Annotated in this window: 24 protein-coding genes and 1 tRNA gene; 18 read left to right on the top strand and 7 right to left on the bottom strand. The window is 36.9% G+C overall.

Annotated features, from left to right (window positions below):
• Window position 1: 1 nt before the first annotated feature.
• Complete coding sequence (locus C3K47_RS04020) at window positions 2-739, bottom strand: carboxypeptidase-like regulatory domain-containing protein (RefSeq protein WP_165784623.1); 738 nt, start codon at window positions 737-739, stop codon at window positions 2-4.
• A 247-nt stretch (window positions 740-986) separates the two neighbouring features.
• On the opposite strand from C3K47_RS04020, the gene C3K47_RS04025 reads away from it, so the two are divergent.
• The 5 genes from C3K47_RS04025 (at window position 987) to C3K47_RS04045 (ending at window position 4,317) form a co-directional block, all read left to right on the top strand.
• Complete coding sequence (locus C3K47_RS04025; protein ID WP_103787828.1) at window positions 987-1,643, top strand: DUF4136 domain-containing protein; 657 nt, start codon at window positions 987-989, stop codon at window positions 1,641-1,643.
• A gap of 18 nt (window positions 1,644-1,661) precedes the next feature.
• A complete protein-coding gene (locus C3K47_RS04030; RefSeq protein ID WP_103787829.1) occupies window positions 1,662-2,273 on the top strand; it encodes an outer membrane beta-barrel protein in 612 nt (203 codons plus the stop codon).
• 76 nt (window positions 2,274-2,349) lie between these two features.
• A complete protein-coding gene (locus C3K47_RS04035; protein WP_103787830.1) occupies window positions 2,350-2,679 on the top strand; it encodes a tRNA-binding protein in 330 nt (109 codons plus the stop codon).
• 228 nt (window positions 2,680-2,907) lie between these two features.
• On the top strand, window positions 2,908-3,549 hold the full coding sequence (locus tag C3K47_RS04040; protein ID WP_103787831.1) for a hypothetical protein: 642 nt from the start codon (window positions 2,908-2,910) through the stop codon (window positions 3,547-3,549).
• 135 nt (window positions 3,550-3,684) lie between these two features.
• Entirely contained in the window at window positions 3,685-4,317 is a 633-nt protein-coding gene (locus tag C3K47_RS04045; RefSeq protein WP_103787832.1) for a peroxiredoxin, read from the top strand.
• Between the two features lie 128 nt (window positions 4,318-4,445).
• Here the strand turns inward: C3K47_RS04045 and C3K47_RS04050 are convergent, their stop codons facing one another.
• Window positions 4,446-4,688, bottom strand: coding sequence for a DUF6952 family protein (locus C3K47_RS04050; RefSeq protein WP_103787833.1), 243 nt, complete (start codon window positions 4,686-4,688; stop codon window positions 4,446-4,448).
• A 25-nt stretch (window positions 4,689-4,713) separates the two neighbouring features.
• Window positions 4,714-5,037 (bottom strand): thioredoxin family protein, encoded by a 324-nt coding sequence (locus C3K47_RS04055; protein ID WP_103787834.1) that lies wholly within the window; start codon window positions 5,035-5,037, stop codon window positions 4,714-4,716.
• Window positions 5,038-5,242: 205 nt separating this feature from the next.
• On the opposite strand from C3K47_RS04055, the gene C3K47_RS04060 reads away from it, so the two are divergent.
• The 5 genes from C3K47_RS04060 (at window position 5,243) to C3K47_RS04080 (ending at window position 9,173) form a co-directional block, all read left to right on the top strand.
• On the top strand, window positions 5,243-6,169 hold the full coding sequence (locus C3K47_RS04060; RefSeq protein ID WP_103787835.1) for a DUF2167 domain-containing protein: 927 nt from the start codon (window positions 5,243-5,245) through the stop codon (window positions 6,167-6,169).
• A 243-nt stretch (window positions 6,170-6,412) separates the two neighbouring features.
• A complete protein-coding gene (locus tag C3K47_RS04065; protein WP_103787836.1) occupies window positions 6,413-6,637 on the top strand; it encodes a hypothetical protein in 225 nt (74 codons plus the stop codon).
• 145 nt (window positions 6,638-6,782) lie between these two features.
• A complete protein-coding gene (gene nth, locus C3K47_RS04070; RefSeq protein ID WP_103787837.1) occupies window positions 6,783-7,460 on the top strand; it encodes an endonuclease III in 678 nt (225 codons plus the stop codon).
• A gap of 75 nt (window positions 7,461-7,535) precedes the next feature.
• Complete coding sequence (gene recA / locus C3K47_RS04075) at window positions 7,536-8,555, top strand: recombinase RecA (RefSeq protein ID WP_103787838.1); 1,020 nt, start codon at window positions 7,536-7,538, stop codon at window positions 8,553-8,555.
• 90 nt (window positions 8,556-8,645) lie between these two features.
• Complete coding sequence (locus C3K47_RS04080) at window positions 8,646-9,173, top strand: uracil-DNA glycosylase family protein (RefSeq protein ID WP_133159325.1); 528 nt, start codon at window positions 8,646-8,648, stop codon at window positions 9,171-9,173.
• Window positions 9,174-9,230: 57 nt separating this feature from the next.
• Here the strand turns inward: C3K47_RS04080 and tsaD are convergent, their stop codons facing one another.
• A complete protein-coding gene (gene tsaD / locus C3K47_RS04085) occupies window positions 9,231-10,232 on the bottom strand; it encodes a tRNA (adenosine(37)-N6)-threonylcarbamoyltransferase complex transferase subunit TsaD (protein ID WP_103787840.1) in 1,002 nt (333 codons plus the stop codon).
• A gap of 92 nt (window positions 10,233-10,324) precedes the next feature.
• Between tsaD and C3K47_RS04090 the strand changes: the two genes are divergently transcribed.
• Window positions 10,325-14,833: a translocation/assembly module TamB domain-containing protein gene (locus C3K47_RS04090; protein ID WP_103787841.1), complete on the top strand. Its 4,509-nt coding sequence runs from the start codon at window positions 10,325-10,327 to the stop codon at window positions 14,831-14,833.
• Window positions 14,834-14,848: 15 nt separating this feature from the next.
• Here C3K47_RS04090 and C3K47_RS04095 read toward each other — a convergent pair whose 3' ends face one another.
• From C3K47_RS04095 to C3K47_RS04105, 3 genes are all read right to left on the bottom strand, one after another.
• Window positions 14,849-16,060 carry a bifunctional 3,4-dihydroxy-2-butanone-4-phosphate synthase/GTP cyclohydrolase II gene (locus C3K47_RS04095; RefSeq protein WP_103787842.1) on the bottom strand — a complete coding sequence of 404 codons (1,212 nt, stop codon included), beginning with the start codon at window positions 16,058-16,060 and terminating at the stop codon, window positions 14,849-14,851.
• A gap of 69 nt (window positions 16,061-16,129) precedes the next feature.
• Complete coding sequence (locus C3K47_RS04100; protein WP_103787843.1) at window positions 16,130-17,563, bottom strand: LptF/LptG family permease; 1,434 nt, start codon at window positions 17,561-17,563, stop codon at window positions 16,130-16,132.
• Window positions 17,564-17,601: 38 nt separating this feature from the next.
• Entirely contained in the window at window positions 17,602-17,982 is a 381-nt protein-coding gene (locus C3K47_RS04105) for an START-like domain-containing protein (protein WP_103787844.1), read from the bottom strand.
• A 120-nt stretch (window positions 17,983-18,102) separates the two neighbouring features.
• On the opposite strand from C3K47_RS04105, the gene C3K47_RS04110 reads away from it, so the two are divergent.
• From C3K47_RS04110 to C3K47_RS04140, 7 genes are all read left to right on the top strand, one after another.
• Window positions 18,103-18,176: transfer RNA gene (locus C3K47_RS04110), tRNA-Met, on the top strand.
• A gap of 1,215 nt (window positions 18,177-19,391) precedes the next feature.
• Entirely contained in the window at window positions 19,392-20,165 is a 774-nt protein-coding gene (locus C3K47_RS04115; RefSeq protein WP_103787845.1) for a hypothetical protein, read from the top strand.
• Between the two features lie 527 nt (window positions 20,166-20,692).
• The gene (locus tag C3K47_RS04120; RefSeq protein ID WP_103787846.1) at window positions 20,693-21,157 is read left to right on the top strand and encodes a JAB domain-containing protein; all 465 of its coding nucleotides are present in this window, start codon (window positions 20,693-20,695) and stop codon (window positions 21,155-21,157) included.
• A 376-nt stretch (window positions 21,158-21,533) separates the two neighbouring features.
• Window positions 21,534-22,904, top strand: a complete 1,371-nt coding sequence (locus C3K47_RS04125) for a kinetochore Spc7 family protein (RefSeq protein WP_103787847.1) — start codon at window positions 21,534-21,536, stop codon at window positions 22,902-22,904.
• Window positions 22,905-22,976: 72 nt separating this feature from the next.
• Window positions 22,977-23,465, top strand: coding sequence for a hypothetical protein (locus C3K47_RS04130; protein WP_103787848.1), 489 nt, complete (start codon window positions 22,977-22,979; stop codon window positions 23,463-23,465).
• 159 nt (window positions 23,466-23,624) lie between these two features.
• Window positions 23,625-24,383 carry a formylglycine-generating enzyme family protein gene (locus C3K47_RS04135; protein ID WP_103787849.1) on the top strand — a complete coding sequence of 253 codons (759 nt, stop codon included), beginning with the start codon at window positions 23,625-23,627 and terminating at the stop codon, window positions 24,381-24,383.
• Between the two features lie 65 nt (window positions 24,384-24,448).
• Window positions 24,449-25,231, top strand: a complete 783-nt coding sequence (locus C3K47_RS04140) for a DUF2971 domain-containing protein (RefSeq protein ID WP_103787850.1) — start codon at window positions 24,449-24,451, stop codon at window positions 25,229-25,231.
• The last annotated feature ends 188 nt before the right edge of the window (window positions 25,232-25,419 follow it).

Raw genomic sequence — 25,419 nt, forward strand, 5'->3', positions numbered from 1 at the left:
ATTATTTATTTACCTGAACCGAATCGGCCTTAATGCCTTCAGCCTTAAATTTTTTATACTGATTATTGATATAAACATATATATCATATTGATTGGCTGATTTAATAAAATCATATTCAGGTCTGCTGTATTTTATGAACTGTTCTACTTCAGCCTCATCTTCGATCTTCACAATTTTCTTTACTAATAGAGGGGTATAATAATTGTCGATAAACTTTTCATGTTCATAATTTATTATCCGGCTTTGGAAACTTCTCAATCCGTGCCGTTTTTTACCACTATATAAATACTCTATAAAAGATAAAGGGTGAAATATGGCTGTTCCTATAAGGTTACCGGTTGTTTTGTCTTTGTAATTAAAGGCTCGGGCGTAATCTTCTCTAACCTCCACCGAATCGGCTTTGTATGACTTTTTCCCCGAAACCAACACCTCTGGTAATGACAGGGTTCGGGTTTGCATGTAAATGTTTTTGTTAATAAAAGTCAGTGATTTATCAATGATCAACTTTTGGGTTTCATACCCTAAAGCCGAAAACAAAATCGTATCTCCTTCTTTTACGTATATTTTATAATTACCGGCATTGTCGCTGGTGAGCTGGTAATCCGAAGTTTTATTATACACTTGTGCAAACTCCATTGGCTTTGCCTTTTCGCGGTCGTATATTTTACCCGAAAGAATACCCTGGGCATTTACATTAAAAGCAATTACTGTTAAAAATACCGCAATCAATACTCTCATATAGTTCATAATCAGCACTAATCTTCTAAAACTCAAAAATACCTAAAGATAGTATTCAGGAGGTAAAAGATTTTTGGGTCAGGAATAAAAATATACAATCCAAGCAAAACAGCATCAAACTGCCTGACTAATAAATATTTACAATAAATTAATGAATCAAAAAAGATACATTTAAAATAGAAAGTTAAATACCATAACCTTTGTTTTATCCAATTTGATACTTATATTTAAGTATAAACGCTCTCATATGAATAAGAAATTTTACTTAGCCAAATTCGGCTTATGTGCATGTGTGGCTATATGTGCATTTGCACTCAATTCATGCTATCCCAATAGCGATGCAGAGATTGAAGACTTAGATGTTGTTGCAAGTTTCCCCAAAAAAGATTACAACTTTACAGAGAACAACACTTATACTCTACCTACCCGTATTCCAATTGTGGATGATGACATTCCACTTCCAGGAGACACCTTACCCGCAGCTGTAGCCAATCCAATTCTCGAAAAAATACGGGCAAATATGACGGCAAAAGGTTACACCGAGATTAAACCGGGAAGTCCTACAGTTCCAGATGTGGCCCTAACCTCTTATGTGATCCAAACAACTTATACCGGTGCCTATTATCCATATTGGTGGTACTACTGGGGTTATTATCCATGGGGCAGCTGGGGCTACCCTTGGGGACCTGGATGGTATCCTGGAGGTGCTTACTACTATTCATTTGATGTTGGTAGTTTAATCATTTCAATGAGTTCACCCGACAGTAGACAGGACAACCAGATCAACACGGTTTGGATATCAGCTATAAGAGGTGTACTAAATGGAACCACCTCAAATGTTCAACGGGCAACGGCGGGAGTTGATCAAGCTTTTGCTCAATCTGTTTATTTGAAAACAAATTAACCCCAAAGCCACAAAGTCATGAAATACATTTATAAACTACTTAGTCTGGCCTTCATTGTCTGTTTGCTTAGTGCCAAAGCTAATGCTCAATATAAATACTACACCAATTTCTCTTGGAACACAGCCCTGCCTATGTCACCTACAAGTGATTATATAAGTAAATACAGTGTTAGAGGAGCAGGATTTGAATGGGGTGGATTTGTAAAACCGCGCGTAAGTTTATCAGGATTTATAGGATGGAACGTGTTCTATCAGGCCAAAGGACATCAAACCTATATTTCACCAGAAGGCGGTGCGGTAACCGGTACTCCTTACAACTATATTAACGCTATTCCGATTTTTGCAAAAGCAAGTTATTACTTTAAAGACCCTACATCTGAAAAAATTGCTCCTTACTTTGGTATAGGAGTAGGTACCACCTGGCAAAAACAAAATACCGATTTTGGTTTGTATTCATTTTATCGCGATGGATGGATGTTTGGATTGTTTCCTGAACTTGGATTGGAATACAGTGTAAACCCCATTTCAGCTATCAATTTTAATGTGCGTTATAATCAGAGTTTTGAAACCGATCAGGTGGATAAACTTGGTTATTTAGGATTCAATATCGGCTTTGTTTATCGGTATTGATTCAACTCTTGCCTTTTCTTTATATAACTAATAATTAACTTGGTCTGTCGTGAGACACGCCAAGTTTTTTTATTTTATGATAACATACCACGATTTTGAAAAAATAGACATTAGGGTAGGAACAATTATTAAAGCCGAAGAATTCCCAAAAGCTAACAACCCTTCATATCAGCTTACAATTGACTTTGGACCATTAGGTATCAAAAAGTCTTCAGCTCAAATCACTAAACATTATCCTCTTGAGTCGCTAATTAACAAACAAATTATTGCTATTGTTAATTTCCCTCCTAAACAAATAGCCAATTTCATTTCCGAATGTTTGGTCTTAGGAGTTTTGGGAGAAGAAAAATCGGTTACCTTATTGACTCCTGACCAAATGGTTGAAAACGGTCAAAAAATAGCTTAATGTCTGTTTCGTATAATCAGAAAATAATAATCGAAGAAGCTACAAATCATATCTTAAATCCATCTGGCTTCTGCAAAAGCATACACAAGTTTGCTAAAAAACACTCATAAACAGCTATTGTACAGGGATTTTATCATAATTTTCGAACTATCTTAAGGCGGAATGATTTATGTATAGCATAAACCGATACTTATTATTTTGATTTAATCTTAATACGCTTTCTATTTTATGCGACAGCTTTTTAAGCTATTGGCCCTATTTCTATTTGCCCTTGCAGTGCTTACAGTTTGTTCCAAAAGTCAGTTGAAACCGAATAACGACATTAGGATAGTAAAATACCCCCTTGACAATTCAAATGGGATACTGACTTTTGCACTAGCGGATGGCTTTTATATAGCTTTTGATACTGTTCAATGTGGCCTATATAAAGTTTGGCGTGGAGGATTAGCGGCGAACGACTCAACGATTACTGCCGTTGGTGATCTGTATTATGAAAACTATTTATTAAACAGCGACATAAAACTGATCGATACCAGCGGACAAGGATACAGTCCTGTTGTAAAATTCAAGGGGTTTAAACTCTCAGATAACACCATTAAACTTTTTTACCAGGTAACCGATGAGGACATAGAATTTACGCTCGAGGAAAGCATTGATGGAGAATCTGAAAAAAGCGCTTATAATCTACATCGCAACTATATTTCAAACAATCTCCCTGATAATACTCGAATTGGCATTTACATTCCCAACTCATCTATTAGAAAACCATTAACTATTGATGCAATAAAGGGAGAGGTGGCTTCAGGCATTGATAAGCTGTTGCTTCCGCAAAAAGGCAAGTCCAAATTCATTTTATCGTTTTCGGAATAGGCATAAAAATCGGAGTATCTTTTAAACTGTGTGCCATTTTTGTTATCAACTGTTTTTTTAAGGCGTTTATTAGTATGTTTGCGCTGCTTTTAAAACAAGCATAACAAGGTAATAATCAATAAAAACACATAAAAGATGTCAGTATTAGTTGGAAAAAAAGCGCCTAAATTTGTTGCTCCTGCTGTAATTAACGGCGAAGAAATTGTTGAAGATTTTTCATTAGAACAATACATTGGCAAGAAGCACGTCTTGTTCTTCTTCTACCCTAAAGATTTCACTTTTGTTTGCCCTACCGAATTACATGCTTTCCAGGAAAAATTAGCTGAATTCGAAAGCCGCAATGTTGCTGTTGTTGCTTGTTCAACCGATACAGAACAATCACACTGGGGTTGGTTACAATTACCTAAAAAACAAGGTGGCATTGAAGGAATCACTTATCCACTTGTAGCTGATACTTCAAAAGCTATTTCAACTAACTTTGGTGTATTAGCAGGTGAATATGAGTACAATGAAGAAGGTTTTTTAACTGCTAAAGGCCCAATGATCGCCTACCGTGGTTTATTCTTAATCGACAAAGAAGGTGTGGTTCGTCATCAAATCGTAAACGATTTACCTTTAGGCCGTAATGTTGATGAAGCAATCCGTATGGTTGATGCTTTACAATATTTTGAAACCAAAGGTGAAGTTTGTCCTGCAAACTGGAAACAAGGTGAAAAAGCAATGGACGCTACTTTTAGTGGAGTTGCTTCTTATTTCTCAGAAAACTAATTAGGATTTCACAGATATTGAAATTCATTTCACTGATCTAATCTTGGTCATAAAAAAACGGGACTCAACCATGAATCCCGTTTTTTTATTATCTGTGTAATCTTTTAGAATCAGATGAATCATTCACTTTACGATATCGAAGTACGCACTCTGGATGTATACGCTCGCAAAGCCAACGGAAAAGCATCGCCGGTTTTCTCTATTTCCTGTTTGATCCAAATAGCGGCCAAAATATGGGTAAGTTGTTCGCCTTCATCATCCCCCTCAATTTCAATGGCAGGCATTTGCTCTTCCATCAATGCCTCTTCAGCCAATTGCAATGAAGCCAAATCATAAGCTTCAACCAGTTTTTTAATTACAGGTATTTTCATCTTATCTGAATTTCATCCCTATGGATTATTTCTCTAAAAGAGTTTCAATCATTTTAACCACCACTTCTTCTTTTGAAGATGCTGAGCTTTCAACCAATTCGCCATTGCTAAAGGTGGCAAAAAAAGGAAGATTATCTACTCCTGCCAATTTACGGGCAGCTTCATTTTCTTCGGCATTAACATCCAAAAAAGCAACGTCCGAAAAACGCCCGTCATTTGAAAGACGTTTATACTTAGGCGCAAACAACTTACAAGAGCCACACCAATCGGCATAGTACTTTACTATTACTTTACCGCTAGCGGCTAAGGTATCTTTAAAATCCTGGTCGGTACTAACAACTACTGCCATATTTATTAATTTAATTTTTGAGCTGCAAAAATAGGCATTACACTTAGCTTAGCGAAAAGTGTTTAACATTGCCTATCATATCATCTTCTCCATGTTATCGCTAATTCTAAATGCGTTTATCCTTAAACTTGAAAATAAATTTATATTAGCCCATACAATTTAGGCTCTACCGTTTTCGGCTATTAAAACACACAACTAAGAATAAATGAAAAAATCTGTACTACTATTTCTTGGCTTAATGCTTACCACATTTGCCTATTGTCAGTCAGCCGATGAGCAAAAGAAGATCGATTCGATTGAAAACGCTTTCACCTACCAGCATGGAACAATTACACTAAAAGGCGGCATCGGCATCCTTACCGTTCCTAAAGGCTTTAAGTACCTAGATCCTGAACAGGCTGAAAAAGTAATTGTTGATCTATGGGGAAATCCTGGAGGCGAAAATGTTACCTTGGGATTACTACTGCCGGAGAACCAAAAAATCCTTGCCAACAAGGGTTATGTTTTCAACATTCAATACGATGAAATTGGATATGTAAAAGATGATGATGCTGATGATATTGACTATGCCGACCTACTAAAAGAAATGCAGGAAGGCAGTATTGAAGAAAATAAAGAACGGCAAAAAAACGGCTATGAACCTATAACCGTTATCGGCTGGGCCAACCAACCTTTTTACGACAAGGAAAACAAGATTCTCCACTGGGCTAAGGAGCTAAAGTTCGGCGATCAAAAAGTTAATACCCTAAATTATAATGTAAGGGTTTTGGGCCGAAAAGGTGTTTTAATTTTAAACGCCATTGCTACCATGAATGATTTACCGCAGGTTAAACAAGATATTTCGCAGGTATTAAACATTGTTCAGTTTTCTGATGGTTACGCTTATAAAGATTTTGATCCAAAAGTGGATGAAGTTGCAGCGTGGACAATTGGCGGATTAGTGGCAGGTAAAGTATTAGCCAAGGTTGGTTTTTTTGCCATTATAGCCAAGTTCGGTAAAATTATTGTTTTCGGCATTATTGCCTTTTTCTCCGCAATATGGAAACGGTTAAGAGGAAAGAGAAATGAAGAACCAACAACCGAACCTGAAGAAGAACCTGTAACACAGGAATTTACAGAACAAAATTCATAAGTCTATAACTCCGGTAATAATTACCGGAGTTTTATTGTTCCCATCGGCTTTCATGTTATTACAGCCATCATCCCTCCTACAGCAACAATTTCTTTATGGCTAATTTGCATTCTCTGCTTTTTGTTTGAATACGCTTATAATCAACTCTTTCAATATTGAAAAGGTTTATTTATTTTTTATAATTCTATAAAATAAACTGCAACAAGGGTCGTTAATAAAATAATCACGCTAACAATATTTTATATGACCGAAACCTTTACCCAGCAAAACCCAAAAACCGAATTGCATACTCAAGAAACATCCGAAGAAGCTGAAATGATGGAGAAATCCCTGGCAGCGGAAGAGGCTTATACCGAAGGATATGAAAATCTTGTAAGTATAAAAGAAGCCTTAAACCAATTTTTGGTAGAACCTGGCCAGCACACGGTTGAAAACATTTTGAAATATTCGAATTCAACTCGCAAGTAGTTCAGCTTTCTTATTATTCGTAGAAGGTTTAAGTCATAAGATGGCTTAAACCTTTTTTAGTAAAGCCCCCTTCATTCAAGATCCTTCACATGGCACTTTACGTTTCATTTATATGAACTATATCTCCTAAGACTTATCTTTGACCATGCTCAAAAAAGACCGTTATAAAGCTTTTATCGATTATTTTTCAGAACATCAGCCTAACGCAGAAACAGAATTGCATTACACCAACCCGTATGAATTGTTGGTTGCTGTTATTCTTTCAGCCCAATGCACCGACAAGCGCGTGAATATGGTAACGCCTGCTTTGTTCGAACGCTATCCTGCTCCAGAAGTTTTGGCCGAATCAACCTCGGATGAGGTTTTCGGTTTTATCCGTAGTATAAGCTACCCCAATAATAAAGCGAAGCATTTGGTAGGTATGGCCAAACTATTGGTTGAAAAATTTAAAGGCATTGTACCCTCGAGTGTTAATGAGTTACAGGAGATGCCTGGCGTTGGACGAAAAACGGCCAATGTTATTGCATCAGTAGTTTACAATATGCCAGCAATGGCTGTTGATACTCATGTATTCAGGGTTTCGGCTCGAATAGGCTTAACCAGCAATGCTAAAACTCCCTTAGCAACAGAAAAACAACTGGTTAAATATATACCTAAAGAATTGATACATATAGCGCATCACTGGCTGATCTTACATGGACGTTATATTTGTTTGGCTCGAAGTCCTAAATGTGAGTCTTGTGCCCTAACTTTTTTTTGCAAATATTTTGAGCAAAATCATCTTAAAAAGTCTAAAAAGAGTAGCGCTGCTGAAATATTTTGAAAAAATTTTTAGCATTTTTCAAAAATAATATTCTATTTTTATCTCACTATTTTCAACAAAAGAAACTACTTGATAATGAGCGATAATAAACTTGAAAAGCTAAAAGCTTTACAACTTACCTTAGATAAACTAGAGAAATCATACGGAAAAGGAACCATTATGAAATTGGGCGATACGGCAATTGAGCCTATCGAAGCTATTTCAACCGGTTCTTTAGGCTTAGACATTGCCCTTGGAATTGGCGGTTTACCAAAAGGTCGTATCATCGAAATTTACGGTCCTGAATCATCGGGTAAAACTACATTAGCTATTCATGCCATTGCCGAAGCGCAGAAAAAAGGTGGTATTGCCGCTATCATTGATGCGGAGCACGCTTTTGATAAATTTTACGCAAAAAAATTAGGCGTAGATGTTGACAATTTATTGATCTCTCAACCTGATAACGGTGAGCAGGCGCTTGAAATTGCCGATAACCTGATCCGTTCGGGAGCCATTGACATCATTGTTATCGACTCGGTAGCAGCCCTTGTTCCTAAAGGTGAAATTGAAGGCGAAATGGGTGAATCGAAAATGGGTTTACAAGCCCGTTTAATGTCACAAGCGCTACGTAAACTTACCGGTACCATCAACAAAACAGGTTGTTGCTGTATTTTCATCAACCAGTTGCGCGAGAAAATTGGTGTAATGTTCGGTAACCCTGAAACTACTACAGGTGGTAATGCTTTGAAGTTTTATGCCTCTATCCGCCTTGACATTCGCAGAACCGGACAAATTAAAGACGGAGAAGAAGTATCAGGTAACCGTGTGAAAGTGAAAATCGTTAAGAATAAAGTAGCTCCTCCTTTCCGTTTAGCCGAGTTTGATATTATGTATGGCGAAGGTATTTCAAAAGCCGGAGAGATCATTGACTTAGGAGTTGAATACGAGATCATTAAAAAATCAGGCTCATGGTTCAGCTATGGCGATAGTAAATTAGGCCAGGGTCGTGATGCGGTTAAACAACTGATCTTAGATAATCCGGAATTAATGGAAGAACTGGAAACCAAAATTCGCGCTGTGGTAACCGGTGAAAATATGGCAGATGCCAATGAATAATAGTTTTAAGGAACTTCAAAGATTCTAAAACGATTATAACGATAACGACTCCGGAAGATTAGATTTTCCGGAGTTTCTTATTTTAAAGCTATGTTAAGAGAATATCATCCATTCCCGGCTTTTATACCTGTCAATGCCCGTTTTTTGATAATGGGTAGTTTTCCAGGTCGTGACTCGACAATGAACCCACGGCCCCAGATATGGACCTATGAAAGTGAACGCAACCAGTTTTGGAAATTATTCAGAGCAGTTTATAATCGCTCTTTAAGTAATAAAGATGAAAAACAGGAATTGTTCGCCGACTTGAAAATGGCTAATACCGATATCATTTTAAGTTGTTCGCGTAAAAACGGGGGCAATCTCGACAGTAATCTGATCAATAAGATTTATAACACGGATGTTATTACGGCAATTTTAAAAGAAAACCCTATTGAGAAAATATTCTTTACAGGCAAAGGAGTGGAACTAGAGTTTCGGGCGAAATTTAAAGAACTATTATCTGTTAATTCTCATGTTGCAATTGTGGCTTTACCCTCTCCTTCTCCAGCCTATGCCAGCTTAAGCTTTGAAAAGAAACTGGAAATTTACAAAGCAGCGTTGCCTGCCTTAACTGGTTAAGAACAAATTGATAAACCGTTATAACAATGTCAATATAACCCTATATCAATTGTATTATTAAACACTCCATCTTGCCAACGGACTTACTTCTTGTCCTACAAATTCACCTTTCAGATATTTATGATAACCGGCAATAGCAATCATGGCGGCATTATCGGTACAGTATTCAAACTTTGGAATAAACACTTTCCATTTCCACTTTTTCTCAGCCTCCAATAAGGCATCTCGTAACCCTGAATTTGCCGAAACCCCTCCTGCAATAGCCACCTGATCAATTCCAGTTTCCTTGACCGCTTTTTTTACCTTATTAATTAAAACCGTGACAATACGATGCTGGATAGACGCACAAACATCTGCCATATGTTCCTCCAGAAAACTCGGATTTACCTTTTGTTTATCTCGCACAAAATAAAGAAATGCCGTTTTTAAGCCACTAAAACTGAAATCAAGTCCAGGTATTTGAGGTTCGGGAAATTGATATGCTTTGGGATTTCCAAGCTTGGCATACTTGTCGATCAATGGGCCGCCGGGATAAGGCAATCCCAGCATTTTTGCCGCTTTGTCAAATGCTTCACCTGCTGCATCATCAGTAGTTTGGCCAATTAGTTCCATATCAAAGTAATCATTCACCTTTACTATTTGAGTATGACCACCGGAAACTGTGAGGCATAAAAATGGAAATTTCGGCTTTGGATCATCGATAAAATGAGCAAGAATATGCGCCTGCATATGATTTACATCAATTAGTGGAATATTCAAACCTAAAGCAAAGGATTTAGCAAACGAAGTTCCGACTAAAAGTGAGCCTAAAAGCCCCGGACCACGGGTAAAAGCAACAGCATTTATATCTTTTTTACTTACTTTAGCATCAATTATGGCCTTGTGAACGGCGGGAATAATATTTTGTTGATGAACACGAGAAGCTAACTCAGGCACAACGCCTCCAAATGCTTCGTGAACTGTCTGATTAGCAATCACATTTGACAAAATGTGACCATCAACACAAACTGAAGCAGAAGTTTCATCACATGATGATTCGATTCCCAAAATCACTGGCATAACTATAACAAAAACTTAAAAAACAACGTTAAATAAAGGATATCGGCAAAGTTATTAAAATATTAGGCAAAACGCTGCTATACCTCTTCAGCTTGATCATCATCTTGCTGGTGGCTTTGTATTTTGCCGGCCAAACCAAATGGTTTCAAACTAAAGCCGCCAAATATGGAGCCGAATATCTTTCTGAAAAATTAAAAACCAAGGTTCAGATCAAGGGCCTATATATTAAGTTTATTAAATCAGTTGTTATAGAGGGCCTTTACATTGAAGATCAAAAGCAAGACACCTTGCTTTATACTGGTCTTTTAGAAGTGGATGTGAATAAATTGAATCTGAAAGGCGGAAAGATAGAGGTAAACGATCTAAAACTTCATGATGCATATTTTGCCTACAAAGAACTAAAGAATAAAAAGACCAACCTCAGTTTTATAATCGATTTCTTTAGTGGCAGCCCAGATACAACACAAAAACCACCCTCAGAGCCCCTTAAACTGGGTGTTAATAATGTAGATATTAAGAATCTCACTTTTATTTACTACGATGAAGCCGATACCTCTAAAACAACAGGTATGCATTATGGCGATATTAAAGCGTCGAATGTGAATCTACAGGCCAGAAATGTAAGTATTGATGGCAATGTGATATTGGCTGATTTAAAACACCTGAGCGCTCGCGAAAAATGTGGGTTTGTGCTTAATAAGTTAGCCGGACAGGTGAAATATACGCCCAAAGAAATCGAAATAAATCACCTGAAAATAGTAACACCTAACAGTAACATTGGAAATTATTTAGCCTTCCGGTTTAATAGAATTGGCGATTTTAAGCACTTTGTGAGCAAGGTGTATATGGATGCCGATTTTAAAAACTCGCATCTCGATTTTAAGGATATTACCTATTTCGCCCCAGAAATAAAGAAATACACCTTAAAGGTTAATATGAACGGCAGTGTTAAAGGAACGGTTACCGACCTGAGAACCAAAAACATAACTATTGCAGCAGGAAAAGAAACGCTGATAAAAGGTAATGTTTCAATAAAAGGCTTACCTGATATTAATCAAACGGACATGAATATGGAATTTGCCCGTTTGATTACAAACAGGGAAGATATTAACCGAATTTTGGCGAGCATTGACCAGGAAGAAGTAGCCTTGCCAGAGGTTCTATCGACTATTGGCACTGTGGATTTCAAAGGAACTTTTAAAGGGCAATACAATAATTTTAAAGTAAAAGGAGAACTTATAACCGGTGCCGGTTCGGCACTTACCGACCTTTCAATGGACATGCGCAACATGAAAAAACCATTGTATAAAGGTTTTGCCAGCACTACGAATTTGGATCTAGGCAAATTAACAGGTAATGCTGATTTAGGAAAAACTACATTTAAAGCAAATGTCGACGGTAATGGCTTTAAAATGAGCGAAATGAAGGAAGACCTTACCGCACAAATTGCATATTTTGACTTCCATGGTTATCGATATCAGAATATAACTATCGATGGCAATTTAGATCGTAAAAAGTTCAATGGCTCATTTGATATAAACGATAAAAATATTGCCATTGACTTTGACGGCAAGTTTAATCTTGCCACTCAAGATCCTTCTTGTGATTTCACTGCTGATGTAAAACATGCGAATTTCAAGGCTTTAAAATTAGTAAAAGACACCCTTTCTGTTTCGACTTATATTTCAAGTAATTTCTCCGGAAACAACCTTGACAATATCCTAGGTTCATTACTTTTAAAAGACACCCGCTTAACTACTGATAAAGGCCTATTTAATATTGATACTGTAAGTTTAATTTCGGGGATGAAGAGCGATACGGCGAAATCATTGGAACTAAAATCCGACATGCTCGATGCCACATTTACCGGTAAATATAAATTAACTCAACTCGAAGGTGCTTTAAAAGGAATGCTTTCTGCTTATTTACCATCGTTCAAATGGAAAAGCACTAAAACCGCTGTTTATCAAAATTTCACTTTTAAGATCGATCTAAAAGATATGGAGCCCATTACCTCCATTTTTATTCCTGATCTTCAAATACCTGAAAAAGCTATGTTGGTTGGAGGGTTTAATAGTTCTGAAAACCAGATGTCAATTAACGGTTTTTTTCCAAAAATTAAATTCAAAAACTTTGAGACCAACAACCTTATCATTGACCAGGGAAACAGCTCGGAATCATTGTTTTTGAACTTGGCCTTTGGAACTTTTGCAATGGACAGCCTGAAGTTTAACGATGTAGCCATGTCGAACTTCATGAAAGACGACCGGGTAACGTCCAACTTAAAACTGGTTGATCCATCAAAGTTGAATGCGCTCGACCTGAACTCGGAAGTACTTTTCTCCAGAGATTCCACCATATTCAGTGTTTTACCATCGGAATTGAAGCTTAATAATGAGAGCTGGAAGATAGACGACCGATTCAGGATATTATTTGAGGAAGAAGGTTATAAGATCGAAAACTTTACGTTGCATAATAACGAGCAGCAATTAACTGTTGAAGGAGCTATTTCAAAAAACGATAGTGAGCCGCTAACTGTAAATCTCCGCAATCTTAATCTCAACATATTTAATCCGTTTATAAAAGGTGAGGGGATTGAGTTAAAGGGCTATGCAACAGGAAATGCAAGTACCACGGCGGTATTAAAGGCTCCCAAAGTTAGTTCAGATTTGATGATCCATGAGCTGGGCTTGAACAATAATTTGCTTGGGGATGCTGAGATTTCGTCACGTTGGTATAGTGAGTCAAATGATGTTAACTTTTCGATGAACGTAACCAACAACAATATTACCACCATTAGTATTTCAGGTAACGTACAACCCACCAAAAAGGAAGATAATTTATTTGCCGATATAGAACTGAACGAAACCAGTTTAGTCATATTCCAACCATTTTTAACGGGGCTCGTGTCTGATCTAAGCGGACAAACTTCGGCCAATTTATTAGTTAGAGGAAGTACCTCTAAACCCCAGCTTAATGGTTTCATTAGTTTTAACAATGCCGGTGTAAGGGTTGATTACCTGAATACCCATTATACCATTAATGATAAAGTGGGGGTTGAAAATGGAAAGATTTTATTTGATGGCTTTACGCTTAATGATGTAAACAAGAACAAAGCTACCGCCACCGGATCATTAGACCTTTCTGATTTAAATAACCTTAAGCTCGATATTCGTTTAAATGCCACCCGTTTTCAAGCGCTGAATACCACTTTTAAAGACAATGAGATTTATTATGGAACGGCTAATGCTACCGGCAACTTCCTGTTTAAAGGTACACTAAGAGATATGCTCATTGATATTAAGGCAACTACTACCGAAGGAACCAAATTCTTTTTACCAATTTCAAGTGAGAGTAGTATAGGCAGTGATGACCTGGTAACATTTTTAACCCGCGATACAATTGCCAGCCTGAACAAAAAACAGGACTCGGAACGTAATCTCCGTTTGAACTTTGATCTTACCGTAAATCCTACTGCCGAAGTTTCCATTCTTTTAGGAGATAATGAAGGGGGTACAATGACCGGTAAAGGCAATGCCAGCCTGCAGCTTCGTATTAATACCTTAGGCGATTTTCAAATGTTTGGTTTATATAGCCTTACTGAAGGAAAATATGACATGAGCATTCCGGGCATTAAAAAAGAGTTCCTAATTAATAACGGAAGTACGGTTCGCTTTAATGGAGATCCTTATGATGCAAGATTAAATGTGAGTGCGCATTTTCCGCTCCGAACAAGCTTGGCCAATTTATATTCTGATGCCCGAATGACAGAGCCGCAAGATGTTATGAATCAAAAGGCAAACGTTAATACTGTTATTAATGTAACCGGCAGCCTTGAGGAAATGACTTACGACTTTAAAATTGAATTTCCTCAAAATGAAAATTTAGACAACACGTTCGCTTCTTATTTTAGCACTGAAAGTAATGCCCAAAAACAGGCGTTTGGTTTAATTACCATGGGAGGTTTTACAAGTGATGCCGGATCTGACAGTTTCTCACAACAGATTCTTACAAACTCGGTAGTTGATGCTGCAAGCAATAAATTCACTTCCCTTTTAAATGAAGCGATCGGCTCACAAAACTTTGATATCAACGCCAACATTAATGCCAGCGGTGAAGCTGAATTTGGCGGAAATGTGCGCTTGTTAAACGAGCGACTGATCATAAACGGTTCATTTTCTTCAAGAGATAAAAACGTAACGGGCAATAGCAATTACAACACCAACAACAGTTCGGCGTTGAGTAGTGATATCGATATAGAATATTTGATATTCCCTGACGGAAACTTGCGTTTAAAAGCCTATAATCACTCAAATACCACTAACAGCACCAACAATCTTACTTATGACTCGGAATATAAGCAAGGTGTAGGTATTGTATATCGAAAAGATTTTGACAGCTGGAAAGAGTTTTTTGAGAACAGCCGTAAAAAAGCCAAAGAGCAAGAAGCAAGAAGACAACAACGAGCTGAACAAAGGAAAAAAGAAGAAGAAGAAAAAGCGCGGCTCGAAAAAGAGAAAAAAGAACAGGAAGAGAAAACCAAGCAGAAAGACATTAACAATGGCGGCGATTTGGATAGTGAACAAATCGAGTTTGAATAAAAAAAACGATCCTGATTATTCAGGATCGTTTTTCATTATGGCGTGACCCATTTTATCACGCTTTGTCAATAAATAATTTTCGTTATGCTCATTATGAATCACTTCAATAGGAACCGATTCAACCACCTCCAAACCGTAGCCAATTAAGCCGGCACGTTTAGTAGGGTTGTTCGACATCAGACGCATTTTGGTAACGCCCAGCGAACGGATAATTTGCGCTCCCACACCGTAATCACGCTCATCCATTTTAAATCCTAACTGAAGATTAGCTTCAACGGTATCCAGACCATTTTCTTGCAAATGATAGGCTTTAAGTTTATTGATCAAGCCAATACCGCGACCTTCCTGGTGCATATAAATAATAAGTCCTTTGCCTTCTTTTTCCACCATCTCCATGGCCTTATGCAGCTGAGGGCCACAATCGCAACGGCAGGACCCAAAAATATCGCCGGTAACACATGAGGAGTGAACACGCACTAAGATTGGCTCGTTCGGCTCCCAGGTTCCTTTAACCAGCGCCAAATGATGCTCACCCGTATCTAATTGGGTAAATGCTACCATTTCAAAATCGCCCCATTCCGTTGGTAGATTAACCGAAACCTCTTTCTTGATCAACGATTCATTACCTAAGCGATAAGATATAAGATCCTGAATAGAAACAATTTTAATGTCGAACTTTTCGGCCATCTTAATCAACTCTGGCAATCGGGCCATTGTACCGTCTTCGTTCATGATCTCACAAATAACACCAGCCGGATACAAGCCTGCCATACGTGCAAAGTCAACTGCCGCCTCGGTATGCCCTGCCCTACGCAAAACGCCACCTTCTACAGCACGCAGTGGAAATATATGCCCCGGTCTGCCCAATTCATTCGGATCAATACTCGGATCAATCATCGCTTTGATGGTTTTAGAGCGATCTTGTGCAGAGATACCGGTGGTACAACCATGACCCAATAAATCAACTGATACAGTAAAATTAGTTTCGTGTGTTGCCGTATTACGCCCCACCATCATTTCGAGCCTCAGTTCGTCGCAACGCTCAACCGTAATTGGCACACAAACCAGGCCTTTACCATGCGTGATCATGAAGTTAATGGCTTCTGGAGTAACCATTTCAGCGGCCATCAAAAAGTCGCCTTCATTTTCGCGATCTTCATCATCCACCACAATCAGCATTTTGCCGGCCTTAATATCTTCAATCGCTTCCTCTATCGTATTAAGCATTAGTATAAAGTTTATTGATGAACAACACAAAAGGCAATTAAGTTTTGTGTTGTTCAGGAGTATAGTAATTTATTGATTTTGTTTTTTGGAAAACAGCTTGATAAAAAAGCGCTGGTATTTCTCGATATCAAAAAGGGCTGAATCAGAAGCGGCTTTATAGGTTAGGAATATTCCTATTGGCACCAAAACCAATGTTGCCACCCACATACCCTGGTAAGGCTCAAGTTTACCCTGACGGGCAAATTTTTCACCTCCAATTGACAAAACGTGAAACACCAAAAAGAACAGTATGGATATAACTACGGGAAGTCCCAAACCACCTTTACGTACAATTGCTCCCATTGGCGCACCAATAAAGAACAAAACGATACATGCAAATGACAAGGTAAATTTACGATGAAACTCCACCATGTGCTTTCTTAAAATTTCAAACTGCGCAGTTGACTCGTCTTTAGCAGAAGTGAGATAGCTCTTCACATTTCGCATGGAATTGATCGCATCATCAACCACCTGCAACCTGTCGACCGCCGGAAAGTTCATGAGAACATCTTTATTTTTCCACTTCAGGTCCTTCTCAGGTATAATTTTTTTATAGTTGGCGTGAGGTCTGAAAATTAAAAAGGTTGGTTCTACATAAGCATTCAGGTTTTGTTGCTTGGTTGCTATGAGATTTTGTATCGAATCTTCTTTAACCAAAAGCTGACGAACATTAAGCATTTGGTAATGATCTTTAAACAATTCTTCTTTTGTGCGGGAAAGATTAAATCCTGACAAGTCGAACTTTAATCCATATTCTTTAAATCGAATACGAACTTGACGCTGCCGGTCGTTATAACCGTTTTCACCAGGATTTTCCGAATAGCGAACCCCTTCATAAAGGTTTAATACCAGATACCTGTCGTCATCTGATTTATACATCTCTCCTTTTTTGGCCAGCACCACATTCATATTGCCATTACCCTGGGTATGATCATAGATCATTAATCCGTAAAGTGTTTTCCCATCAGCATCTTTCTTTTCAGCCCTTATTGAATAGCCATCCAAATCGTTATAAAAAACTCCTTCAGGAATACTGAAAGCAGCTTTCTTTTGACGAACATCGTATAGCAAAGCCCCCATTTTTAAAAATGAATGCGGCATAATAATATTAGAAAAGTAAAAAGCGGCAATACTTAGTAAAACCATCACAAAAACCAAGGGCACCATGGCACGCGAAAGTGAAATTCCCGATGCTTTGATAGCAACGAGCTCATACTGCTCACCGAGGTTACCAAAGGTCATGATTGAAGCCAAAAGAATGGCTAAAGGCAACGCCAGCGGAACGTTTACAGCAAAATTATAACCCAGAAGTTGTAGAATGGTGTACCATTCCAAGCCTTTTCCCACCAACTCGTCGATGTACTTAAATAAAAAAAGCATCAACAAGATGAAAGAAACAATAAAAAAAGTGGCAACAAAGGGCCTTAAATATGAAATTACAATTAGTTTATGGAGTTTTTTCATTCCACATGTTTGAGGCACAAAGGTATCACAAATTACGTTTATGCGCCAATAACCCCTAAAAGATTATCTACCTGGCTGTCCCATATTAATTTGCGTTCACCTTTTTCGTCTTCGGTGGTAAAATCGGTAACGGCGAGGGCAACATCGCCAGTTAGTTCATCTTGTAATATTTCAAGTTCGAAATAACAGTAGGGTTCGTCGTCTTCCCACTTAAACTTAACTGATTTGTTATCCCGGAGACCCAATAAACGTGCTCGTTGTTGCTCATTATCCCACTTAAATGTATACATATCATCTCTAACGGTAACATCATCAGCAAACCATTGGGATAAACCATTAGGGGTACTTATGAAATTAAATAAAATTTTTGGAGACGAATGTATCTCATATTCAAGGTTGTATTTCTTTTTAGCTCCCATCCAGCACAAAAAATTAAAATTTTCGGTCAATAATGTTTTTAAAGTACGTGATTTCCTCTTATATTTGCAAACCTTTTCAGAAAAGGGGTATCGATAAAGATACAAATAAAAACCATAATTGGCGGGGTAGCTCAGATGGTTAGAGCGCAGGATTCATAACCCTGAGGTCACGGGTTCAACTCCCGTCTCCGCTACGAAAGATAAAGGCTTTTAGAGAAATCTAAAAGCCTTTTTTGGTTTTTATATGTCCCGTCATGAAACAAGTTGACACCCAAGTTGACTCATTATGAACTACAAAACAAGAACATCTTAAGGCAGAATGAAATTTTGGAGAATAACATCACCTACCTCGATCTTATTAAACAGCAGTACTCATTCGCTATACATACGGCGGTGACTAGACGCATACTCGACGTATACTAGACGCATACTAGACGTATACTAGACGTATACTAGACAGCATGACCCGTCCTGAAATAACTATACAGATTAGTGAATAAATCCTGGATTAACTATACACTGGATGTTGTTAATCCTAAATGAGCGATACTCTATAAATAAGATAAGCATGCATAGGCAATGTGAATGGACATGATGATTGCTTGAACCCAATAAGATCTTTTAAAATTAATGACAATTATCATTACTTACTAAAAGCGATTTGGATGAATATCACTTTTATATTAATAAATAAACTCATTCAGTAAAACCATTGAAGGAAGTGTTGGATCATCTGATTTTAACGCAGGAAGGATATTATTATTTTTATTATTTGTTAGCGTATTATCAATTGTTACCATAAAGAAAATAAAAAAGGAAAAAGTCCATTTTATTTATTACATCCTGCTAGTTCTATTGATTTTTATAGAATATGCTCTACTAACTTTTACCGTAAACGGTCCTCATGAAACCACTATAACCATAAGAAGAACTAGTGGATTAATGAAGCAAAAAACATGTAAGTTATCAGCAAACGATTGCAGACAACTCTTTTCGAATAAGGAGCTCAGAAAGTTAGAGCACAGGATTTGCCCCCCTGAAATCAGAGGATCAACTCTATTCTCCGACACGAAAATAAAAAGGCTTTTAGAGAAATCTAAAAGCCTTTGTGGGTTTACAGACTACCAGCTTTTTTTACAGTTGCTTTTTATTCCGTTTCTGTTTTGTACCCATTGATGCACCAACATGTACACAGATCCTGAGATCTAATCCAAGTAATAATTTTATTCTTCTCATAAAGAAAACTCTAGATATTTCACACTCGAAATTCTTTCATCTTATAAGTTAAAACTATTAGTTTAGTGTTTTAACAAAAAATAATCTTCCTTTCGAATAAGAATATCCTTTAAAGTTGTTAGCTAATTAAAAATTTTACCTAATCAAAGACCTAAAAATTCCAAATCACAATCATGAAAAGAATTCTATTAATGGCCGTAATGGCAATTACCATGTTTAATGTAGGTTGCAGTAAAGATGATCTTAATCCTGATGGAAAAACCTATTTACTAAAGAAGCTAACAAATAAAGGCGCAAATTATGTGGTGGAATATTCTTATGATGATAAAAACAGAGTTACTCTGGTCAATCAAGATGGAGTAGAAGGTAAATACACTTATAAGTTTACTTATGATGCTAATAATAAACTGATAAAAGAAGAAACCACATACCCAAACATGGTGCAGCCCTCACCCAACCCCATCGGTACTGATACTTACTTATTTACCTATGCTGAAAACTCCATAACAATAAATAATCAAGAAGGAAGCACCGTTGCTACATTATCCCTAAATGACAAAAACCAAGTAATCAGCAGACTACAGAAATCGCTCTTTTCTAGATGGAATGAAAGTGATCTTACTGAATATGGCTATGATGAAAAAGGAAATATAATATCCAGGAAAATATCGAGGATAATTGATAACACCATTGTCTCGGTAAGGAGCTCGGAGCAATATCAATATGATGACAAAAACCATCCCTTATCAAAAATAGGAGCCACTTATCTGGATTGGATTTCTGACGACAGCAGAATTAACAATTCGGTTAAAATTAATAGTGTTAACCCTATTGATGATAGTCGCAATAGTAAAAATTATTATTATGAGTACAATAAGGCTGGCTTTCCAACTAAGATGTCAAATGGAAGCGGGTTTGAACAAACCTTTGAATACATTGATAAGTAATCCGCTATTCTTTTAGGGAAACTCCGTAGTTCATAGCTATGGAGTTTTTTCATTTAACTCCCTTCGTTGCTAACCTGACAAATCCAGCTTTTGCCTTACCCTCATTGGTTGCTTACAGAGGGATAAGCCAAAAACTGATTTTCGGAAAACTCATTCTATTTTCTTTTATAAAGATGAGAAGATTACTTAATGGCTTATATAATGTGTTACTGGTTCGGAATATATAACTGAACGGGAAATAGGCGTTCCTCATTACGCAGCTACCTAAAATTCCGCCAGATTCGTAAAGCTACACTTTACAAGCCCTAATGCTTTTCAGCTTGGAACAATATGTTCCAGGCTTCAATCCCGTCCTATTCACAACCCAAAGTCAAAAACACCGCCAGTTCTTCGTGTTCTTCGAACATATCACTACACCGGCTTATCAGCCTCTTTTGCAGTGACCCTACACTTAACTCGCAGCGGCGCGTTCTGTCAGTGCTATTAATCAACGCTATCACAAATCATCCATTAATCTTATATTTATTATGAAAAAACAAGCTACTACCCATCCGTTAGTTTCAGAAATCTCATTAAGCTATCATCCTAAAGTAAAGTCATCTGAAATGAAAATGATCCGAACCTCTAAAGATGCTTATGACATCTTTATGGAAAGTTGGGATAAGGGTTTAATCGAGTTTCTGGAAGAGTTTAAAGTTTTATTATTAAAGCGTAATCAAAGAGTAATTGGACTTTATCCTGTCTCGTTGGGTGGTGTTTCGGGAACAGTAGTAGATGCTAAAGTAATCTTTGTTGCAGCACTATTATCTCATGCTTCTACTATCATTCTCTGCCATAATCATCCTAGCGGAAATTTACAACCAAGTGAACCGGACTTAAGAATAACAAAGCAATTGAAAGAGGCTGGAAAGGTATTGAATATCGATGTGTTGGATCATTTGATTGTTTCTAAAGAAGGTTACTTTAGTTTTGGAGATGAGGGGCTTTTATGAGCTCCTCTTTCCCAGTCTTTGTTCTGCGAACATATCACAGAATCGCCCTGCGGGCTTTACTGCTGGATACCTCCCTCAATTCGCGACAGCTCGCACGTTTTGGCAGTACTAAAAACATCAATCATAAATAAAACTGTATAACTTTTACAATAAACAATTAAAATTCAGCAGAGTATTAATAAGTAATATTAAGGATTTTTAACCTAAAATTGAAAGTAGTAAATTGCCAAATTGAGAATTCTTCAATAAGGATGATAATCACCCTTGCTCAGAAGAGAATTAAATCTCAATGCAATCAATATTTTTAAAAAATGATGGATTCAAGGAACTCCATACCAAAAAAGAATTTCAATAATCTACCTATTACTATATTATAATGCAAAAGCAATACATTGACCTGATTAAAGGATTAATAACAGAATTTAAAACAATTAACCTTGAAGAACTATTTGCCCTATCCTATCCTGATAGAACTGATATTGGAAGTATTCAAATTGACAGGTTAAGCATAAGTGAATATATAAATATTAGCAAACGTTTCTTCGAACAACTTGAGGTAGAAATAAACTCAGATAATGGTTTAATATTGCCATTATATTTTACCTCTCCGGAATTTGGCCAGTCAGATGTTCCATCTCTAATTAGAAATTATTTGGCACACACTAAATCAAGAAGTTTCTCTTCTGCGGAGACACAATTAGTGGCCTTAGCCCAATATCAACTACAAAATGGGTTTTATGATAAATCAAAGTATAAATCCCACTCTGTTAATGCACTTGAAATTAAAAAGAGTACAAACGAGCTTTTATTACAAAAAGAAAACATAAAGCACTTAAGGGAACAGTATGATGCTCTGATTGGAGATTTAAATCAACAAAAAAAATCTATTACAGATTTTCAAACTCAAAAACAAGGCGAACTACAGCAGATAGTTAATAATTTAGAAACAACTAATATAAATACACAACAAATTCAAAGCCTTTTGACTACAGCATCTCAATCTCAAACAAAAATTAATTCTTTACTTGAGCAGATTGAAAGAGATAAGCAAAAAAGTGAATCAACTTCTGATGAAATTGATAAAGTTCTTACAAAAAATAAGACCGAATTTGCAGATGTTTTAAAGAAATTAAATGAGACAGAAACTAATTATTTAGACCTGTACAGTGAATTTGAGGGTAAGTTAAACGTTATTGAAAGTAAATTTGATTATTTCAAGGAAAGAAATGAATATCTTGATAATTTGATCGGAAGAGAAGTCGGCGCTTCTCTTTTTGAAACGTTTAAGCAAAGAAAAATAGAACTTACCAATCCATTGATTTTTTGGAGAGCGGCGGTAGGAGTAATGGGGGCATTAACCTTTGTAGTGATATTAGCAATATTTACAAATATTTTTGGTTGGCTGGGTAAGCCTGATAACGTTTTCCATTGGGAAAATATATTAGTAAATGCTCTTAAATCCTCTCCTTTATTTTTTCTATTATACTATACCATCTCCCAATACAATAAAGAAAGAAACTTTCAAGAAGAATACGCTTTTAAATCTGCGGTGGCTCTCACAATAAAAGCTTATTCCGATGTTTTGCATGATGATAAAAATAAAGATGAACTAATTCTTAAAGCAGTTTATGGAATATATCGCAGTCCAATTTATGCGAAAATTAGGGCCACAAAAGAGGTTAATTCTGCATTGGATATGATTCACGACTTAGTTGGAAAAGGAACTGAACTTTTGACAAAAAAATAATACTGATCCAATTACGAATCAGTTACGGTTCGAGTCAGATCAAACATTTTCTAATTTATCAATGCAGTTTAAATGGACAAGAATGTAATAATTGCGGCCCATCATGAGGCTGGCCACTCATTAATGGCATTTATAGTTGGCTGGTCAATTGATTCTATAGAACTAAATATTGAAAACGACACTTTACTGTTTGGAGTAACTAAATATAACTTTGAAGGAGATGAAATAGATAGTTTGATAAATCTAAACAGGAGAATTCTTTGTTTAATGGGAGGACCCATCGCACAAGCTTTATATGAAAACAGTTCAATGATAAACATTGATACTTTAGGACCAGATGGTGAAACAATTGACATTCTACTTACAAATTTGACCCTTCAAGAAAAGGAGTATACTATTCAGAGGTCTATAAATTCAACGGCTAATTTCCTGAATATGAATACCAACAGAAATGCTAGACACCTAATTGTAGATAGACTAATAAATGATCTTACAATTTCTCAAACAGAATTTCTAGACCTTGTTAAAGCCTGCAATGTTAGAAGAATGAACTTTAAATAATGAACAGCATTAAATTCACTTCATATCATTGAGTTGAAACTCAATTAGAATATAGGAAAAACGACATTTATTATAGCCAGCATGATCCAACGAATTGCAGTTGAAACTTAAACATAAAGTGAGGTTTCTGATCTATTCCAATAACTTAATCTGAACAAGATGAAACAAAACTTTATTCTTTTTTTATTCCTGATTTCCAACGCCGTTAGCGCTCAAACTCCCGTACCCGAAATGATATCGGTACTCGGAGGCAGATTTACTATGGGCAGTAATAGTAACGATTTCAAGTTTGACGAAAAATCCACCCCCACCCATACCGTTACAGTAAGCGATTTTAAAATGGCAAAAACCGAAACCACGGTGGCCCAGTACAGAGCGTTCTGCAAAGCTACCGGTCGTAAAATGCCAGGTTGGGGATTAATGGCGGATGGGAAGTGGGAAAGCGATAACCACCCGATAGTAAATGTAAGTTTTGACGAAGCAAATGCCTATTGCAATTGGCTGAGTAAAAAAACAGGTAAAAAATACCGCCTGCCCACTGAAGCCGAATGGGAGTATGCAGCCCGCGGAGGAAAAAAAAGTAGAGGCTATAAATATAGCGGTGGTGATGACCCGAAAGAAGTAGCTTGGTTCAGCGATACTGGAGGCCTAGACCAGGCTGTTGGACATAAGCGACCCAATGAGCTGGGATTATATGATATGAGCGGTAATGTTTACGAATGGTGCAATGACTGGTATGGTGACTATACCGCCAAAGCCCAGTTTAATCCCCGGGGGCCGGCCAGCGGTGTCTACCGTGTGACCCGTGGCGGTGGTTCTATAAATAGCTACGTGGCCTGTCACGTTGCTAACCGCTCCTTTGCCAAGCCAGACATTCGCTACTTCATTTGTGGTTTCAGGGTGGTGCTTGTACAGTAAACAGGGGGCCTTTCGCAATTTCATATAAGCAGCTCCTTTTAATAAATCCATAGTTTATTTATTTTATGTTTAAATTTTACACAATTCCAGATTTAAAAACACTTGAAAATATTATTGGTGAACCTACACTGAAATTTTCATCTGCTTTCAATTTAAATGATCCTTTTGAACTTAAGTTTAATTTAGTGCTAGATCCTTATGCAGAGGGACAAGAAAATGAATTTTTTAAAGCCCACCCTGGAGGCACAATAAAAGACTTTAAAGACTGGCAAGAGTCAGTTGAAAACAATGACGGATTTCTTTGGTATACGGAACAGGTACAGCGGAATTATTTATCAAAATTAATCACCCTTTGTTCGTTTACTGAAATAAACACAAACAATCTAATGTGGTCACATTACACAAATAATCACAGAGGCATATGTGTTGAATATTCTGACGCATTATTTGACAAATTGAAAAATATTAAAGAGTTCTTAGTATTTGGAAATGTTGAATATTCTGAATTACCTCCGGAGGTTGACAGTTTAGAAGATAGATCATCGAAAATCAAGAAAATGCTGTTTAATAAACAAGTGGAATGGAAATATGAACGGGAGCACAGGGTTATCTTACAGAGTGACAATGACACTGACTTTATTTCTATCGAACCAAATGATATTAAAGCAGTTTACATTGGTTCTAAAGCAACCGAGGATATTACAAATAAAGCAATGGAGATTTGCCAATATAATAATTTTGACTGTTTTTATGGCATTTCATTGGGTAAAACATATGAGGTACAATTCAAAAAACATAAAGAAGGTACTTTTCATATGAGAACTTTTTGGAGTGAATTAAAGGAATAATTTTTTAGCCGAATAAATAAGCTTCTAGGAAGAAAGGAAATTAAACTTTAGGTTGTAAAAAGGAACAATTTTTCTATTCGAGACACCTTTTCATTCAGGGGTATAAAAGATACCTTTTTAAGAAAAAGTGTCTCAACATTTATTATCAAAATTGTACTTAAAGGGTTTTCCTCATTCCAGTTTTACAA

Origin of the sequence: Solitalea longa (genome assembly GCF_002920915.1) — a bacterium.
Lineage (GTDB): Bacteria > Bacteroidota > Bacteroidia > Sphingobacteriales > Sphingobacteriaceae > Solitalea > Solitalea longa.